Annotated in this window: 19 protein-coding genes; 8 read left to right on the top strand and 11 right to left on the bottom strand. The window is 73.8% G+C overall.

Features of this window, described 5'->3' with window-relative positions:
- Positions 1-5: 5 nt before the first annotated feature.
- The 4 genes from ACLQ2W_RS29915 to dut all read right to left on the bottom strand — a co-directional run bounded on the left by ACLQ2W_RS29915 (position 6) and on the right by dut (position 2,399).
- Positions 6-689 carry a DUF3159 domain-containing protein gene (locus ACLQ2W_RS29915; protein WP_405093013.1) on the bottom strand — a complete coding sequence of 228 codons (684 nt, stop codon included), beginning with the start codon at positions 687-689 and terminating at the stop codon, positions 6-8.
- Positions 686-1,066 carry an OB-fold nucleic acid binding domain-containing protein gene (locus ACLQ2W_RS29910; RefSeq protein ID WP_107159277.1) on the bottom strand — a complete coding sequence of 127 codons (381 nt, stop codon included), beginning with the start codon at positions 1,064-1,066 and terminating at the stop codon, positions 686-688. Before ACLQ2W_RS29910 ends, ACLQ2W_RS29915 begins: the two co-directional genes overlap by 4 nt.
- Before the next feature lie 165 nt (positions 1,067-1,231).
- Positions 1,232-1,876: a DUF3710 domain-containing protein gene (locus tag ACLQ2W_RS29905; RefSeq protein WP_405093012.1), complete on the bottom strand. Its 645-nt coding sequence runs from the start codon at positions 1,874-1,876 to the stop codon at positions 1,232-1,234.
- A gap of 25 nt (positions 1,877-1,901) precedes the next feature.
- Positions 1,902-2,399, bottom strand: a complete 498-nt coding sequence (gene dut / locus ACLQ2W_RS29900) for a dUTP diphosphatase (RefSeq protein WP_425790839.1) — start codon at positions 2,397-2,399, stop codon at positions 1,902-1,904.
- Between the two features lie 83 nt (positions 2,400-2,482).
- Here dut and ACLQ2W_RS29895 point away from each other — a divergent pair, with 83 nt between their 5' ends.
- Complete coding sequence (locus ACLQ2W_RS29895) at positions 2,483-2,974, top strand: DUF3093 domain-containing protein (protein WP_396776093.1); 492 nt, start codon at positions 2,483-2,485, stop codon at positions 2,972-2,974.
- Positions 2,975-2,992: 18 nt separating this feature from the next.
- On the opposite strand, the gene ACLQ2W_RS29890 is transcribed toward ACLQ2W_RS29895, so the two are convergent.
- Together ACLQ2W_RS29890 and ACLQ2W_RS29885 are read right to left on the bottom strand one after the other, a co-directional pair.
- Positions 2,993-3,721: a hypothetical protein gene (locus ACLQ2W_RS29890; RefSeq protein WP_425790838.1), complete on the bottom strand. Its 729-nt coding sequence runs from the start codon at positions 3,719-3,721 to the stop codon at positions 2,993-2,995.
- 269 nt (positions 3,722-3,990) lie between these two features.
- On the bottom strand, positions 3,991-4,287 hold the full coding sequence (locus tag ACLQ2W_RS29885) for a DUF4193 domain-containing protein (protein ID WP_013284790.1): 297 nt from the start codon (positions 4,285-4,287) through the stop codon (positions 3,991-3,993).
- Between the two features lie 438 nt (positions 4,288-4,725).
- Here ACLQ2W_RS29885 and ACLQ2W_RS29880 point away from each other — a divergent pair, with 438 nt between their 5' ends.
- Entirely contained in the window at positions 4,726-5,241 is a 516-nt protein-coding gene (locus ACLQ2W_RS29880; protein ID WP_425790836.1) for a LytR C-terminal domain-containing protein, read from the top strand.
- A gap of 98 nt (positions 5,242-5,339) precedes the next feature.
- Here ACLQ2W_RS29880 and ACLQ2W_RS29875 read toward each other — a convergent pair whose 3' ends face one another.
- Positions 5,340-6,155 carry an inositol monophosphatase family protein gene (locus tag ACLQ2W_RS29875; RefSeq protein WP_425790707.1) on the bottom strand — a complete coding sequence of 272 codons (816 nt, stop codon included), beginning with the start codon at positions 6,153-6,155 and terminating at the stop codon, positions 5,340-5,342.
- A 284-nt stretch (positions 6,156-6,439) separates the two neighbouring features.
- On the opposite strand from ACLQ2W_RS29875, the gene ACLQ2W_RS29870 reads away from it, so the two are divergent.
- Complete coding sequence (locus tag ACLQ2W_RS29870) at positions 6,440-8,041, top strand: RNA polymerase sigma factor (protein WP_425790706.1); 1,602 nt, start codon at positions 6,440-6,442, stop codon at positions 8,039-8,041.
- A 247-nt stretch (positions 8,042-8,288) separates the two neighbouring features.
- On the top strand, positions 8,289-8,522 hold the full coding sequence (locus ACLQ2W_RS29865; protein ID WP_425790704.1) for a DUF7455 domain-containing protein: 234 nt from the start codon (positions 8,289-8,291) through the stop codon (positions 8,520-8,522).
- A gap of 73 nt (positions 8,523-8,595) precedes the next feature.
- On the opposite strand, the gene ACLQ2W_RS29860 is transcribed toward ACLQ2W_RS29865, so the two are convergent.
- From ACLQ2W_RS29860 to ACLQ2W_RS29850, 3 genes are all read right to left on the bottom strand, one after another.
- Complete coding sequence (locus ACLQ2W_RS29860) at positions 8,596-10,329, bottom strand: DEAD/DEAH box helicase (RefSeq protein ID WP_425790703.1); 1,734 nt, start codon at positions 10,327-10,329, stop codon at positions 8,596-8,598.
- 177 nt (positions 10,330-10,506) lie between these two features.
- Positions 10,507-11,157 (bottom strand): trimeric intracellular cation channel family protein, encoded by a 651-nt coding sequence (locus ACLQ2W_RS29855; protein WP_425790701.1) that lies wholly within the window; start codon positions 11,155-11,157, stop codon positions 10,507-10,509.
- A gap of 40 nt (positions 11,158-11,197) precedes the next feature.
- The gene (locus ACLQ2W_RS29850) at positions 11,198-11,416 is read right to left on the bottom strand and encodes a DUF3039 domain-containing protein (RefSeq protein ID WP_107159174.1); all 219 of its coding nucleotides are present in this window, start codon (positions 11,414-11,416) and stop codon (positions 11,198-11,200) included.
- Between the two features lie 87 nt (positions 11,417-11,503).
- On the opposite strand from ACLQ2W_RS29850, the gene ACLQ2W_RS29845 reads away from it, so the two are divergent.
- On the top strand, positions 11,504-12,439 hold the full coding sequence (locus ACLQ2W_RS29845; protein ID WP_357296772.1) for a pseudouridine-5'-phosphate glycosidase: 936 nt from the start codon (positions 11,504-11,506) through the stop codon (positions 12,437-12,439).
- 206 nt (positions 12,440-12,645) lie between these two features.
- The gene (locus ACLQ2W_RS29840; protein WP_425790835.1) at positions 12,646-13,560 is read left to right on the top strand and encodes a carbohydrate kinase family protein; all 915 of its coding nucleotides are present in this window, start codon (positions 12,646-12,648) and stop codon (positions 13,558-13,560) included.
- Between the two features lie 212 nt (positions 13,561-13,772).
- Here ACLQ2W_RS29840 and ACLQ2W_RS29835 read toward each other — a convergent pair whose 3' ends face one another.
- On the bottom strand, positions 13,773-14,129 hold the full coding sequence (locus ACLQ2W_RS29835) for a DUF3099 domain-containing protein (RefSeq protein WP_107159170.1): 357 nt from the start codon (positions 14,127-14,129) through the stop codon (positions 13,773-13,775).
- Between the two features lie 98 nt (positions 14,130-14,227).
- On the opposite strand from ACLQ2W_RS29835, the gene ACLQ2W_RS29830 reads away from it, so the two are divergent.
- Complete coding sequence (locus ACLQ2W_RS29830) at positions 14,228-14,539, top strand: hypothetical protein (RefSeq protein ID WP_233219766.1); 312 nt, start codon at positions 14,228-14,230, stop codon at positions 14,537-14,539.
- Positions 14,529-14,840: a hypothetical protein gene (locus ACLQ2W_RS29825; RefSeq protein ID WP_107159166.1), complete on the top strand. Its 312-nt coding sequence runs from the start codon at positions 14,529-14,531 to the stop codon at positions 14,838-14,840. The genes ACLQ2W_RS29830 and ACLQ2W_RS29825 overlap by 11 nt, the downstream gene beginning before the upstream one ends.
- Positions 14,841-14,853: the final 13 nt, after the last annotated feature.

The raw sequence follows: 14,853 nt of genomic DNA, 5'->3' as shown, positions 1-14,853 counted from the left end.
CGGGCTCAGGCGCCGGGCAGCGGGGTGGCGCCGGCGCCCTCCCGGGTGACCCGGCGCACCACCCAGACCGTGATCAGCAGCAGCAGCGCGTACGGCGGGTAGCCCAGGGCGAGCCGGGCCACGCCGAGCGCGGTGTCCTGGTGGGCCAGGTAGAGCCCGGCCTGCACGCCGACCTTGGCCAGCCAGACCACGCCCCAGAGCACGGTGAGCTGGGTGAACGTGCGCACCAGCTTGGGGTCGTCGCGCCACTCGGAGCGGCCCTTGGCGACCAGCACCGACCAGATCCAGCCGACCAGCGGCTGCCGGATCGCGGCGGAGAGCAGCAGCGCCAGCCCGTAGCCGATGCCGTAGAGGATGCCGGGGAGGTAGAAGTCCCGCTCGTTGCCGGTCCGCCAGGCGATGGCCGCGCCGATGCCGACGCCGAACAGCCCGTTGACCGCGTGTCGCACCGGCCGGCGCTGGATCAGCCGGAGCACGGCGATCAGCAGCGCCACCGCGACCGAGGCGATCACGGCGGGGCGCAGCTCGCCCACCACGTTGGCGATCACGAAGACCACCACCGGGATGCTCGACTCGACCAGGCCGCGCCAGCCGCCGAGCTGGTCGGCCATCTGCTCGGCGATGCTGGGCAGCCGCTCCTCGTCCTGCGGGTCGAGGCCCGACGGGGTGTGCTGCTGTCCGGTCGTCACTTCGGCGGCTCCAGCTCGTAGTACGGGTTGTAGATCACCTTGCGGTCGTCCCGCACGGCCACCCGGCCGTGGGCGGTGAGGTGCCGGCCCGGCTCGATCCCGGCGATGTGCCGCCGGCCCAGCCAGACCAGGGTGACCACGTCGTTGCCGTCGTAGAGGTCGGCCTCCAGCGTGGGCAGGTTGGTGCGCGGCGTGTAGACCACGGTGCGCAGCCGCCCGGCCACCGAGACCACCTGGCCGCGGTTGCACTGGTGGGTGGGGGTGCCGCCGGATTCGGCGCTCTCCCGACGCAGCTCCTGCGCCTCGATCTCGGCCTCGCTCGCGGTGAACCGTTGCAGCAGCCGCCGCAGCGACACCCGGCCCTGGTCGGTCGTCATGACCTCCGCGTCACCTCTCCGCACCGGGGTCCCGCGGATGGCGGAACCGTCCCGCCAGCGTACGCCGGTCCGGCCCGCGTGCGGGACCGGCGGCACGCCGGGCGGACACGCCGCGGGCCCGGTCCCGCCGGCTCGGAGCCGACGGGACCGGGCCCGGCGCGTGTCTCAGACCTCCTGCGGACCGGCCGCCTGCTGCTCGGCGGCCTGCTGCTCGGCCACCTCGCGCGGCAGCCGCAGCGGCAGCGGCTCGCGGACCGGCTTGGCCTCCTGGCCGCGGTCCACCACCAGGCCGTCCAGGCAGGCCGCGAGCGGGCCGCCGGCGGCCGGGTCGACGGCCGCCTGGCCCTGGAAGACGCCCCGCACCATCCAGCGCGGCCCGTCGATGCCGATGAACCGCAGGTCGGTCACGCCGTCCGGGGTGCGGACCTGGGCCCGCAGCTCGGTGCCGCGCTCCCCCTCGACCTCCTGGGCGGCGGCGCCGTCGTTCAGCAGCGAGGTGCGGATCTCCTCGCGCACCTCGTCCCAGATGCCCTCCGAGCGGGGCGCGGCGAACACGCCGAGCTGCAACGCGTTCTGCCCGTGCACCAGCACCACCTGCTGGATCACGCCCTGCGGGTCGGCCTGCACCCGCACCTCCACGTCCGGCACCGCCGGGATCTGGATGCTGCCCAGGTCGAGCCGGGGCGCGTCGGGCGCCTCGCTGACGTCGTAGGGGCCACGAGCCGGCGCCGCCGGGGTCTCCCCGGCGTCGAGGACCCCGTTGTCACGCGCGTGCCGCGCCTCGTCGGCCCGCTTCCGGGAGAAGATCACTGCGCCCACCCTCCGCTGTTCGCACTCACCCTGCCACCTCTTCGCTCTGCCCGCCGCCCGGAGCCGGAACCAGCCCGGCGTGCCCGCCGGTGGACCCGTGCCCGCCGGTCCCGCGCCGGGAGCCGGGCAGCTCGGCCACCGGCCGGAACTCGGCCCGGGCGACCCGCTGGACCACCAGCTGCGCGATCCGGTCGCCCCGGCTGATCCGCGCCGGCGTGTCCCGATCATGGTTGATCAGGTTGACCAGGATCTCACCCCGGTAGCCGGCGTCGACCGTACCGGGCGCGTTGAGCACCGTCACGCCGAGCCTGGCGGCCAGCCCCGACCGGGGGTGGACCAGTCCGACATACCCCTCCGGCAGCGCCAGCGCCACGCCGGTGGGCACCAACGCGCGCCCGCCGGGCGGCAGCTCCACGTCCGCGGCGGCCACCAGGTCCGCGCCGGCGTCGCCGGGATGGGCGTACGCCGGCAGCGGCAGCTCCGGGTCGAGCCGCCGTACGGGCACGGGTACGACATCTGTCACGGTCATCCTCTTCCGTCCGGTCCTCGGGGTGCCCCTGCCATCCTGCCGGTTGGCCGGCCCGCCACGCGCCGTACCCTCGCAGTGTGCGTCAGTCGTCATCCCCGGCCGCCCCGACGGCCACCCCCGCGCCGTACGCGGAGCGCCTGGGGCTGCCCTGGTGGGCCTGGCCCGCCGGGCTGGCCGTGGCCGGGCTGCTCGCCGCCGAGCTGTGGCTGGGCGCGACCGGCTTCCGGGCCTGGCTGCCGTTCGTGCTGCTGATCCCCGGCACGGTGGCCGCCCTGTGGTGGCTGGGCCGGATCCGGGTCGAGGTACGCGACGGCGAGCTGCGGGTCGACGACGCCCACCTCCCGGTGCGCCACGTGGCGGACGCGGTGCCGCTGGACGCGGCCGGCCGGCGCGAGGTGCTCGGCGTCGGCGCCGATCCGCTCGCGTTCGTGGTGCAGCGCCCCTGGATCGGCGGCGCCGTGCAGGTGGTGCTGGACGACCCGGCGGACCCCACCCCGTTCTGGGTGGTCAGCACCCGGCACCCGGTGGAGCTGGCGACCGCGCTGCTGGCCGCCCGCGACACGGCCTGACCGCTCCCGTCCCGGCCGTCAGCCCCGCTTGTGGGGCAGGCCGCGGGACGTGTGCCGGAGGTCCTTGCGGAGCTGCTCGCCGAGCGTGCGGGTGGCCCGCCGGTTGAGGTAGCCGGCCACCGCGGCGCCGGTCAGGAACGGCCCGAGCGTGGTGAGATTGCGGCCGAAGCGACGCAGCATGCTGTCCCGCAGCTCGCGGCGGGCGGCGGTGCCCAGCACGGCGCTCACCCCGACGCCGGGCATCATCGGGTTGATCCCCCGCTGGCCGGCCCAGGACTGCACCAGCGCCACGGCACGCGCGGTACCGCCGGTGGGCAGCGGCATCCGGTGGAGTTCGTGCAGTTCCCCGATGAGCTTCAACTCGATCGCCACCACGGCGACCGTCTCGGCGGCCAGCAGGATCGGGGCGGAGAGCAGGGTGGGCGTGACCGCCCACTCGACCGCGGCGACCCCACCACCGGCCGCGCCGACCCCGGCGGTGGCCCGGGACGCGTTGCGGACCAGCCGGTCGGCGAGCGCGTCGTCGTCCAGGCCGGGGAAGTGCCGCCGCAGCGTGGCGAGGTCACGGATCGGCACGTGCGGCGCGACCTCGGCGACGGTCTCGGTCATCCAGCGCAGCGCGGCCTTGGGCTTGAACAGGTCGGTGAGGCCGCGCGCCCGGGCCTGGCCGACCAGCCGGACCAGCAGTTGCCGGCGGCGGGCCGGGGCGATGTCGTCGGCGGTCAGGGCCGCGACCGTGGCGCCCAGTTCCTCGCCGGTCGGCGTCGCGGCCGGTCCGGCGGTCTCCTCCGCGCGCGCCGGAACGGTGGTCGGGTCCGGGACGGACGGTGTCGGTCCCGTCTCCGGGACTCCCGTCCGGTCATCCCGCTCGCTGCGCTCGCTCACCCGTCCGCCCTCCTGCTCCGCGCGGCCGGCAGCCGCCCGTACGAGTCAAGCAGCTTCCGGCCACCGGCGCACGGCGGCTCGAACAGCGGCGGCCCCGACGAGGAGGCCGCCGCCGGTGTCCCGGCTCGGGATCAGACGCACTCTCGGCAGATCAGGTCGCCGTTGCGCTCCACCGCGAGCTGGCTGCGGTGGTGGACCAGGAAGCAACGCGCGCACCGGAACTCGTCCTGCTGCATCGGGAGCACCTTGACCGTGAGCTCCTCGTCGGCCAGGTCGGCGCCGGGCAGCTCGAAGCTCTCGGCCACTTCGGCCTCGTCGACGTCCACGGCGCCCGACTGTGAGTCGACCCGCCGGGCCTTGAGCTCCTCGAGGCTGTCCTCGCCGAGGTCGACCTCGTCGCGACGCGGGGCGTCGTAGTCGGTGGCCATCGGTTTCACTCTCCAATATCGATATGGTCGCTGCCGGTTGTAACGCCGGACGACGCCGTTTCGGTTCCCCTGGCCGGCCACCAACTGTGTCGGGCACCCGACCCGACGACCGGTGGGCCGGGTTCGCCGGAGCGGAACCCTCCGGCGAGCGCGGAACCTTACCCCCCCTTTGGGCGAGGCATGTATACCGCCCTCGCGGGAGAGATGTACGCCCCTGCGCCCGAAGTTGTTCCCAATGTGACTCAGGCGACACGAAGATAGGGGTAGTCCTACCCGTTCCCCCCGTGGCGCGCCGGCATGTCGGACTGTTTCCACGCGGGAGCCGGACAAGGGTTAACCTCAGCGGCGTACTCCGACGGTCGACAGACGCGGCCCGACCGCGCCGGCCGCCGCCACCCAATCACTGTCCGGGGAGCGCCCAGGATGAGTTTTGCGCGAGTGCGGGCACTCGTTGTCGTCGGACTGCTGGCGGTCATCGCCCTGGTCTTCGTGGTCGTCGCCGTGGTCAAGGACAGTCAGGGCACGGCCGGCACCGCCGCCGACTGCCCCGACGGCTGGCCGCTTGTCGACCTGCGACTGCGCGAGCAGAAGGACGTGAAGATCAACGTCTACAACGCCACCGACGAGTCCGGCCGGGCCGGCGGCGTGGCGGACGACTTCCGCAACCGCAAGTTCCAGGTCAAGAAGGTCGGCAACGAGTCGAAGGAGGTCGACGGCGTGGCGGTGCTGCGCTTCGGCCCCAAGGGCGTCGGCTCGGCCCACCTGCTCCGGGCCTACTTCCTCAACAACGCCGAGCGGGTGTTCCTGCCGGACCGCAAGGACGACACCGTCGACGTGGTCCTCGGCAACGGGTTCCAGCAGTTGGCCACCACCACCGAGGTGAACCAGTCACTGGGTGACCTGGGCGCTCCCGAGGCGCCGCCCGAGACGTGCCCGATGCCGGTCGAGAAGTGACCCGTGGGCCGGTCCGCCGGCCCGACGACGACGCAGGGCGGTCTCCGCGGTTCGGGAGGCCGCCCTCGTCGCGTACCCGTGGGGTGGGTGACCGGTCGTCACGGCCCGCCGGCGGCGTCCAGGTCGGCGAGCCGGGTGTGCAGCGGGCCGTGCAGCGCGGGCGGCGCGGCGAGCGCCAGGTCCGGTCCGGCCGGCCGGCCGGACAGGCCGGTCACCAGCAGCCCGGCCTCCCGGGCGACCAGCCCGCCCGCGGCGAGGTCCCAGGCGGCCAGCCCCTTCTCGAAGTACGCGTCCACCCGTCCCTCGGCGGCCAGGCAGAGGTCGAGCGCGGCCGCACCCATCCGGCGGATGTCACGCACGTGCGGGATCAGCTCGGCGACCACCCGCGCCTGGTGCGCGCGGCGGCCCGCGTCGTACCCGAAGCCGGTGGCGACCAGCGCCTGCCCGAGATCGGCCTCGGCGGAGCAGCGCAGCCGCCGACCGTCCCGCCAGGCGCCGCCGCCCGCGGTCGCGGTCCACTCCTCGCCGGTGAACACGTTGCGCACCACGCCGGCGACGACCTCGCCGGCCACCTCGGCGGCGAGCGAGACCGCGCAGTAGGGCAGCCCGTAGAGGTAGTTGACGGTGCCGTCGATCGGATCGACGATCCAGCGCACCCCGTCCCCCGCGACCGGACCGGCCCCGCCGTACTCCTCGCCCAGCACCGCGTCGGCGGGCCGCCGGTCCCGCAACGCGGCCAGCACCTGCCGCTCCACCGCCCGGTCGGCGGCGGTGACCACGTCGGTCGCGGTGCTCTTGGTCGCGGCCACCGAGACGCCCTCGGCGCGCATCCGGTGGGCGGTGGCCGCGGCGTCCCGGGCCACCTCGACGGCGATGGTGAGCAATTCCCGCGGCGTGGGCGCCGAGGCGATCATGTTCGTCCCCTTCCCGCGCGGCCCGGACCGGCCTGGCCGTGCGTGGGTATCATCCTTACAAAGTCCACATCTGCGTCGAATCGGCGGTCCCGGACCGCCGGTACGCCGTGCTGCGCAGGATGATCGCGGCAGACGGCGTTACAATTCACCCTGCCCACGCGCCACGGACCGCCAACGACCGGACGGACCGGGACACGGGGGTCCCTCAACGACTCGCCCGACACGGCCCCGTGCTGCGCCGGACGACCCGGCCGTGCTCGCTCTTCGCCTCCGGAAGGTCATTCGTGACAGAACCCCGCCAGACCGGCGCCGACGTTCGCTCGCTCACCGACACCCTGATCGCCCACGCCCAGAGCGCCGGCGGTCAGCTCACGTCGGCCCAGCTCGCGCGCACCGTCGAGTCCGCTGAGGTGACCCCGGCCCAGGCCAAGAAGATCCTCCGCGCGCTCTCCGAGGCAGGCGTGACGGTCGTGGTGGACGGCTCCGCGAGCACCCGCCGCCGGGTCGCCGCGGCCCGGTCCGCCACCCCGGCCTCCCGGGCCACCACCGCCAAGACCACCAAGAAGGCGGCCGCGCCCGCCCCCAAACAGGCACCCGCCGCCGACGAGTCCCCCGCGCCGGCGCCCCGGAAGGCGACGGCCCGCAAGGTCGCCGGCACCACCGCCGAGGTGGCCGGCAAGGCCGCCGTCCCGGCCAAGGCCACCAAGGCGACCCGGGCCACCAAGGCCACCGTGGCCGCCAAGACGGCCGCGGCGAAGCCGGCGAAGGCCGGCGAGGGCGCCGAGGGTGAGGTCGACCCGGAGGAGCTGGCCGCCGAGATCGAGGACGTGGTGGTCGAGGAGCCGGCCGAGCTGGCCCAGGCCGCCGAGACCGACGCCGCGAACTCCGCCACCGACAACGACTTCGAGTGGGACGACGAGGAGTCCGAGGCGCTCAAGCAGGCGCGTCGGGACGCCGAGCTGACCGCCTCCGCCGACTCGGTCCGGGCCTACCTCAAGCAGATCGGCAAGGTGCCGCTGCTCAACGCCGAGCAGGAGGTCGAGCTCGCCAAGCGGATCGAGGCCGGCCTCTACGCCGCCGAGCGGCTGCGCGCCGCCGACGAGGGCGAGGAGAAGCTGGTCCGCGATCTGCAGCGCGACCTGATGTGGATCTCCCGGGACGGCGAGCGGGCCAAGAACCACCTGCTGGAGGCGAACCTCCGACTCGTGGTCTCGCTGGCCAAGCGCTACACCGGGCGCGGCATGGCCTTCCTCGACCTGATCCAGGAGGGCAACCTCGGCCTCATCCGGGCCGTCGAGAAGTTCGACTACACCAAGGGCTACAAGTTCTCCACGTACGCCACCTGGTGGATCCGCCAGGCCATCACCCGCGCCATGGCCGACCAGGCCCGCACCATCCGTATCCCGGTGCACATGGTCGAGGTGATCAACAAGCTCGGCCGGATACAGCGCGAGCTGCTCCAGGATCTGGGCCGCGAGCCCACTCCGGAGGAGCTGGCCAAGGAGATGGACATCACACCGGAGAAGGTGCTGGAGATCCAGCAGTACGCCCGGGAGCCCATCTCGCTCGACCAGACCATCGGTGACGAGGGGGACAGCCAGCTCGGCGACTTCATCGAGGACTCCGAGGCCGTCGTGGCGGTCGACGCGGTGTCGTTCTCGCTGCTCCAGGACCAGCTCCAGCAGGTCCTCCAGACGTTGTCCGAGCGTGAGGCGGGCGTGGTGCGCCTGCGCTTCGGCCTCACCGACGGCCAGCCGCGCACCCTGGACGAGATCGGCCAGGTGTACGGCGTGACCCGGGAGCGCATCCGGCAGATCGAGTCCAAGACCATGTCCAAGTTGCGGCACCCCTCGCGCTCCCAGGTGCTCCGCGACTACCTGGACTGACCGCACACGTCAACCGGACGTGTCGGTTTGATCACCACCCGTAGAACGCCGATCCTTGATCGGTCGGTTGCCTGTTTGTGATCGTTGACGTGGCACCCTTGGTGCACGGCACACTGTCTTCCACGCCAGGTGTGACCTCGGTCCCCCGCGGGCACACAGGGAAGGCAGGGCCCGAGATGGGTGTTGCAGGATAGGTGAGCAACGACCGACGAGTGTGTTCATCGGTGACGACCAGAGGAGGAAGGCGATGACCCCGACCCTCACGCCGCCGCCCGAGACGGTGAGCCCCCCGGCCACCGATGAACGGTGCGACCGCTGTAATGCTGCCGGCAAGCTCCGGATCACCCTCTCGGGTGGGAGCGAGCTGGTGTTCTGTGGGCACCACGCGAACAAGTACGCGGAGGATCTCGTGAAGATCACCGTGCGGTACGCGACGGACCCGGAGTTCAGTTGGCGCGGCACCGATCTCATGGCGAACTGAGTCCGACAGACAACGAGTAACTCGACATAACCGGCCGGAGGCAACCGCACGAGGTGCCTCCGGCCGGTTTCTGTCACAACGTCTGCACGGTGGCGATGCGCTCCTCGAGCTGCTCGATCGTCGCCTGGGCGCTCGGCGGGCCGCCGCAGAGCCGGCGCAGCTCGGCGTGGATCTTGCCGTGCGGCTGGCCGGTGCGATGGTGCCGGGCGGCCACCAGGGCGTTCAGTTGCCGCCGTAGGGCCACCCGACGCTGGGCCGCGCTCATCGGTGGGGGCGCCGCCGCCGGGGCCGCAGCGGCCGGCTCAGCGGCCCGCTGGGCCGCCCGGCGCTTCTGCGCGGCGAGCTGGTCGGCCTGCCGCTTGGTCAGCAGCAGCGACACCTGGTCGGCGGTGAGCAGACCCGGGAGGCCGAGGTATTCCTCCTCCTCCGGCGTGCCGGCCTGGGCGGCGGTGCCGAACGACGCGCCGTCGAAGATCACCTGGTCCAGTTCGGCGGTGGCGGAGAGCGCCGCGAACCGCTTCTCCAGCTCGCCGCTGGCCCCGTCGTCGCGTTGGGCGCGCTCCAACAGGTCGTCGTCGAAGCCGTCGGAGTCCTTGGGCTTGCCGAGCACGTGGTCCCGCTCGATCTCCATCTCGCTGGCCAGCCCGAGCAGGTGCGGCACGCTGGGCAGGAAGACCGAGGCGGTCTCGCCCGGGCGGCGGGCCCGGACGAAGCGGCCGATCGCCTGCGCGAAGTAGAGCGCGGTGCTGGCGCTCGTCGCGTACACGCCGACGGCCAGCCGGGGGATGTCCACGCCCTCGGACACCATCCGCACCGCGACCAGCCAGCGCTGCTCGGAGGCCGCGAACGTCGCGATCCGCGCGGACGCGCCCTGGTCGTCGGAGAGCACCACGGCGGCCTTCTCACCGGTCACCTGCTCCAGCAGCTTGGCGTACGCGCGGGCGACCTGCTGGTCGGTGGCGATGACCAGGCCGCCCGCGTCCGGCATGCCGTTGGCGCGCAGCGTGCTCAGTCGGGCGTCGGCGGCGCGCAGCACCTGTGGCATCCAGTCGCCGGCCGGGTCCAGCGCGGTCCGCCACGCCTGCGCGATCAGGTCCTGCGTCATCGGCTCGCCGAGCCGGGCGGCCAGCTCGTCGCCGGCGTTGGTGCGCCACCGGGTCTCCCCGGAGTAGGCCAGGAACAGCACCGGCCGGACCACGCCGTCGCGCAGCGCGTCGGCGTAGCCGTAGACCGAGTCGGCGCGGGAGCGCAGCAGCCCGTCCCCGCCGCGCTCGTAGCTGATGAACGGGATCGGGTTGTCGTCGGAACGGAACGGCGTGCCGGTGAGCATCAGCCGGCGTACCGCGGGTTCGAACGCCGCCTTGACGCCGTCGCCCCAGGTGCGGGCGTCGCCGGCGTGGTGGATCTCGTCGAGGATGACAAGCGTCCGCCGGGTCATGGTGCGCCGCCGGTGCACCTGCGGCGCCATGCCGACCTGGGCGTACGTGACCACCGCGCCGTGGAAGTCGGCGGCGGAGTGCAGGTCGGCGTTGCGGAACGCGGCGTCGAGCTGGATGCCGACCCGGGCCGCGGCCTCCGCCCACTGGGTCTTCAGGTGCTCCGTCGGCGCGACCACGGTGACCGCCTCGACGGTGCCGTCGGCGAGCAGCTCGGCGGCGATCCGCAGGGCGAAGGTGGTCTTTCCGGCGCCGGGGGTGGCGACCGCGGTGAAGTCCTCGGCCCGGCGGCGCAGGTATTCCACCATCGCCTTGCGTTGCCAGGAACGCAGTGGTGGGAACGTGTCGAGCGCCGGCAACCGCGGTGGCACGGGTAGCTCCTCTCCGCCGCGGACGGCGACGGGCCCGACCGGGGCCACGGGGGCCGCCGCCCATGAAAACGCCCTCGCGCATCCGTGCCGCGAAGGCCGACTCAGCATAACCAGCGGGGCCGTTCCGCCCCACCCGACGCCACGCTGGTCACATCCGGCCACTCCGGTCGGGACGGATCAGGGCAGTGGTCCCCGGGTGCCGGTGCGGGGCGGGCGCGTCATCGGCACCGGGGCGGACCAGCGCCGGCGCAGCGAGATCAGCCGCAGCCCGAAGACGAAGACCGCGGCGCCGGTCAGCGGCCCGGTGGTGGCCTGCCCGTACGTCGACAGCACCGTCACCGCGATCGAGCCGGCGAGCGCGGCCACCGCGTAGATCTCCCGGCGCAGCACCACCGGGATCTCGCCGGTGAGCAGGTCGCGGCCCAGCCCGCCGCCGATCGCGGTGAGCATGCCGATCATGCAGGCGCCGACGGCCGGCACGTGCGCGTCGAGCGCCTTGAGCGTGCCGGTGACGGTGAACAGGGCCAACCCGGCGGCGTCCAGCACCAGCACGGTGGTGCGCAGCCGGGCGAGCTGCGGGTGCAGCCGGAACACGGCGGCGGCGGTGACGGCCGCGGTGACCGCGTACCGCCAGTCGGCGAACGCCAGCGGGGGCACCTCGTCGATGACCAGGTCACGGAAGATGCCGCCGCCGAGGGCGGCGACCACACCGACGAAGACCACCCCGAACAGGTCGAGCCGTTTGGCCACCGCCGCGGAGGCGCCGGAGGCGGCGAAGACCGCCACGCCGGTGAGGTCGGCGAGGAGCAGGGCGGTGGAGGTGGTCACCGGCGCAGGTTACGTGGGCGGGCGGCGGAGCCGCCCGCGATCACTCGCCCCAGGACTCGTAGATCTCCTTGCACTTCGGGCAGACCGGTGAACCGGGCTTGGCGGCCTTGGTCACCGGGAAGGTCTCCCCACACAACGCGATGACGTACGTGCCCATGACCGCGCTCTCGGCGATCTTGTCCTTGCGCACGTAGTGGAACATCTCGGGGCCGGTGTCGGCCTCCTTCTGCTCCGGGCGCTCCAGAATCTCAGTGCTCACGTCCCCACCTCCGGCTTCCCAGTTTTGCAGGCCGGCCGGGTCGGGTCCACCACGGCCCTCCGGCGGGCGGCCCGTACCGTAACGGAAGTGACCAACTTTCGCATCAGTCTCGGTGGTGAGGTGGCCGACGCCCTGCGGGCCGGGCGGCCGGTCGTGGCGCTGGAGAGCACCATCGTGTCGCACGGCCTCCCCCGCCCGGACAACCTGCGCGTGGCGCGGCAGATCGAGCAGGCGGTCCGGGACGCGGGCGCGGTCCCGGCCACCATCGGCATGGTCGGCGGCGAGCTGCGGGTCGGGCTCGACGACGCCCAACTCACCCGGCTCGCCACGGTCGACGGCGTGAGCAAGCTCTCGGTCCGCGACCTGGCGCCGGCGGCGGCGACCGGCGCGGACGGCGCCACCACGGTGGCCGCCACCAGCGCGGTGGCGGCGGCGGCCGGCATCGGCGTGTTCGCCACCGGCGGGCTGGGCGGGGTGCACCGGGAGGCGGCGCACACGTTCGACGAGTCGGCGGACCTGGTCACGTTGGCCCGCACGCCGATCGCGGTGGTCTGCGCCGGCGTGAAGTCGATCCTGGACGTGGGCGCCACGCTGGAGCGGCTGGAGACGCTGGGGGTGGGCGTGGTGGGCTACCGCACCCGCCGGTTCCCCGGCTTCTACCTCACCGACGCCGGCTTCGACCTGGACTGGTCGGTGGACTCGCCGGAGCGGGTGGCCGACGTGCTGGCCGCCCGCGCCGAGCAGGGTGTGCACACCGGCGGGCTGATCGTGGCCAACCCGCTGCCGGCCGACGAGCAGCTCGACCCGGCGCTGCACGACCGCACGCTCGCCGACGGGTTGGCGGCGCTGGCCCGGGAGGGGATCACCGGCAAGGCGGTGACCCCGTTCCTGCTGGCCCACTTCCACGCCGCCACCGAGGGCGCCAGCCTGGCGGTGAACGTCCGGATCATCCTGCGCAACGCCGACCTGGCGGCGCGCATCGCGGTCGCCGCGGCGACCCGACCCGCCGCCGGCCCGGCATGAGCGAACGCACCGAGCGCAGCGAGGGCCGTGAGGGCATGCCCAGCCAGCACCGCATGAGCGAACGCACCGAGCGCAGCGAGGGCCGTGAGGGCATGCCCAACCAGCACCGCATGAGCGAACGCACCGAGCGCAGCGAGGGCCGTGAGGGCATGCCCAACCAGCACCGCATGAGCGAACGCACCGAGCGCAGCGAGGGCCGGGAGCACATGTCCGGTCGGCCCGGTACGAGCGGGGTGCCCGGCATCGCCGTCGTCGGCGACGTGATCACGGACGTGGTCGCGATGCTGTCCGGGCCGCTCGCGACCGGCTCGGACACCGCGGCCGGGATCCGGTTCAGCGGCGGTGGGCAGGCGGCCAACACCGCGGCCTGGCTCGCCGGCCAGGGCGCGGCCGTGACGCTGGTGGCCGCCGTGGGCGACGACGAGACCGGCCGGGACCGGGTCGCCGAGCTGACCGGGATCGGGGTGGACTGCGCGGTGGAGCGGCACGAGGGCTACCCGACCGGCACGGTGATCGTGCTCACCCACGGTGGGGAGCGCACCATGGTCAGTCAGCGCGGCGCGAACCTGCGGCTGACCGCGCGGCACGTCGAGGCCGCCCTGGCGGCGGCGCCCGACGTCGGGCATCTGCACCTGTCCGCGTACACCCTGTTGGACGTCGGGTCGCGCGGCGCCGGGCTGCGCGCGTTGGCCGTCGCCCGCGAGCGCGGGCTGACGGTCAGCGTCGACGCGGCCTCCGCGGCGCCGCTGCGGCGCGTCGGCGGGGCGTTCCTGACCTGGGTACGCGACGTCGACCTGCTGCTTGTCAACACGGACGAGGCGACCGTGCTGGCCGGTGGCCTGGATCCGGCGGCGCAGGGCCGGGCGCTGACCTCGGTGGCGCACCGGGTGGTGGTGAAGCGCGGCGCGGCCGGGGCGGTCTGGGTGGAGCGCGGCGGCCGGGTGGAGACGGCCCCGGCGCCCGGGGTGGCCGTGGTGGACGTCACCGGCGCCGGGGACGCGTTCGCGGCCGGCCTGCTCACCGCCTGGCTGGCCGGGGCCGACCCCCGGGCGGCGCTGGCCCGGGCCGGCGACCTCGGCGCTCTGGCCGTGACCACGGTCGGCGCCCGGCCGGGCGCGTGACGGGCGGCCGGACACGTAACGGTCGGGTGCTTGGGCGGCAGGCGGGCGGCCGGGCCGGCGCGCGGTGATCGGGTTCCGGGCCTGGCGTGCCGGGCTCGGAACCGGGTGTGAATGACGGCCGATATGCCTTCTGGTCATATTTATGCCTGAGAGGCATATCGGTCTGTCGGCGAACTCTCCGGTCCGGCGTCACGGAGCGTGGTCGCGACCGGTCAGGGCTCGGCGTCGATGACCTTGTGCGGGCGTTCCTCGGCGGAGAGCGCCATCGGCGGGGTCTCGTCGCGGCCCCGGGGCTGGAACCGGTTGGCCAGCCGGTGCTCCTCCTTGGGCGGGCGGTCGTTCGCCAGCAGCACCGCGAGCCACGGGATGAGCACCATGCCGAGCGCGCACAGCGGCAGCCACAGCCAGAGCAGCGGGGCCTTGACGCCGACCAGGACGGCGCCCACGACGATGCAGGCGACCCGGATGCCCATCATCAGCACATAGCGTTTCTGCCGGCTGCTGAGCTGGTCGTCCTGGCTGCGCCGGGCGTCGGTGATCAGGATCGGCTGGTAGGCCTGACGCTTCACCACGGACCTCCTACGAGGGGACACCGCCCATCCTGTCACTCGGGGCAGGTGATCGGCGACTATCCGGTGACGTGTTACGTGCGTGGTACGCTCCGCTCGTGGCCAACCGGTTCAGCTTCACCGACGAGGCGCTGGCGAACCTGCGGGTCTACGACGTCACACCCGGGGAAGTCTGGGAGGCCCTGCACAGCAACCGCCGGGTCATCCGGCACCTGGGTGACGACGTGATGGTGGTCTACGCCACCGACCACCGCGGCCGGCGCCTCGCCGTGCTGCTGGCCGAGGCAGACGGCACCGACAACGACTGGGACATCCTCTCCGCCCGCGAGCTGAGCGACGTCGAGGCCAAGCGCTACGACGAGGCGGTGCGGAGGGCACGCCGACGAGGAGGCGGTCACCATGCACCGTGACGAGGCGACCAAGCGGTTCCACGCCGGCGGCGACGCGTTCGCCGACCTGATCGACGAGACGTCGCCGGCGCAACTGCCCACCCCCGACACCGACGTGCCGATGGTCAGCCGGTCGGTACGCCTGCCGCTGGAGACGTACGAACGGGTCCGGGCCGCCGCCGACGCGCGTGGCATCGGGGTGACCACGCTGATGCGGCAGTGGATCGAGGCGGGCCTGGCCGACCTGGACGACTCGGCCACGGTCTCGCTGGCCGACGTCCGCCGCGCGCTGGCCTCGCTGTCCCGCCCGACCGCCGCCTGAGCTCTCACGCGTC

It is taken from the genome of Micromonospora sp. DT227, from assembly GCF_049841835.1.
GTDB lineage: Bacteria > Actinomycetota > Actinomycetes > Mycobacteriales > Micromonosporaceae > Micromonospora.
This window is presented reverse-complemented; position numbering and strand designations above follow the sequence as displayed.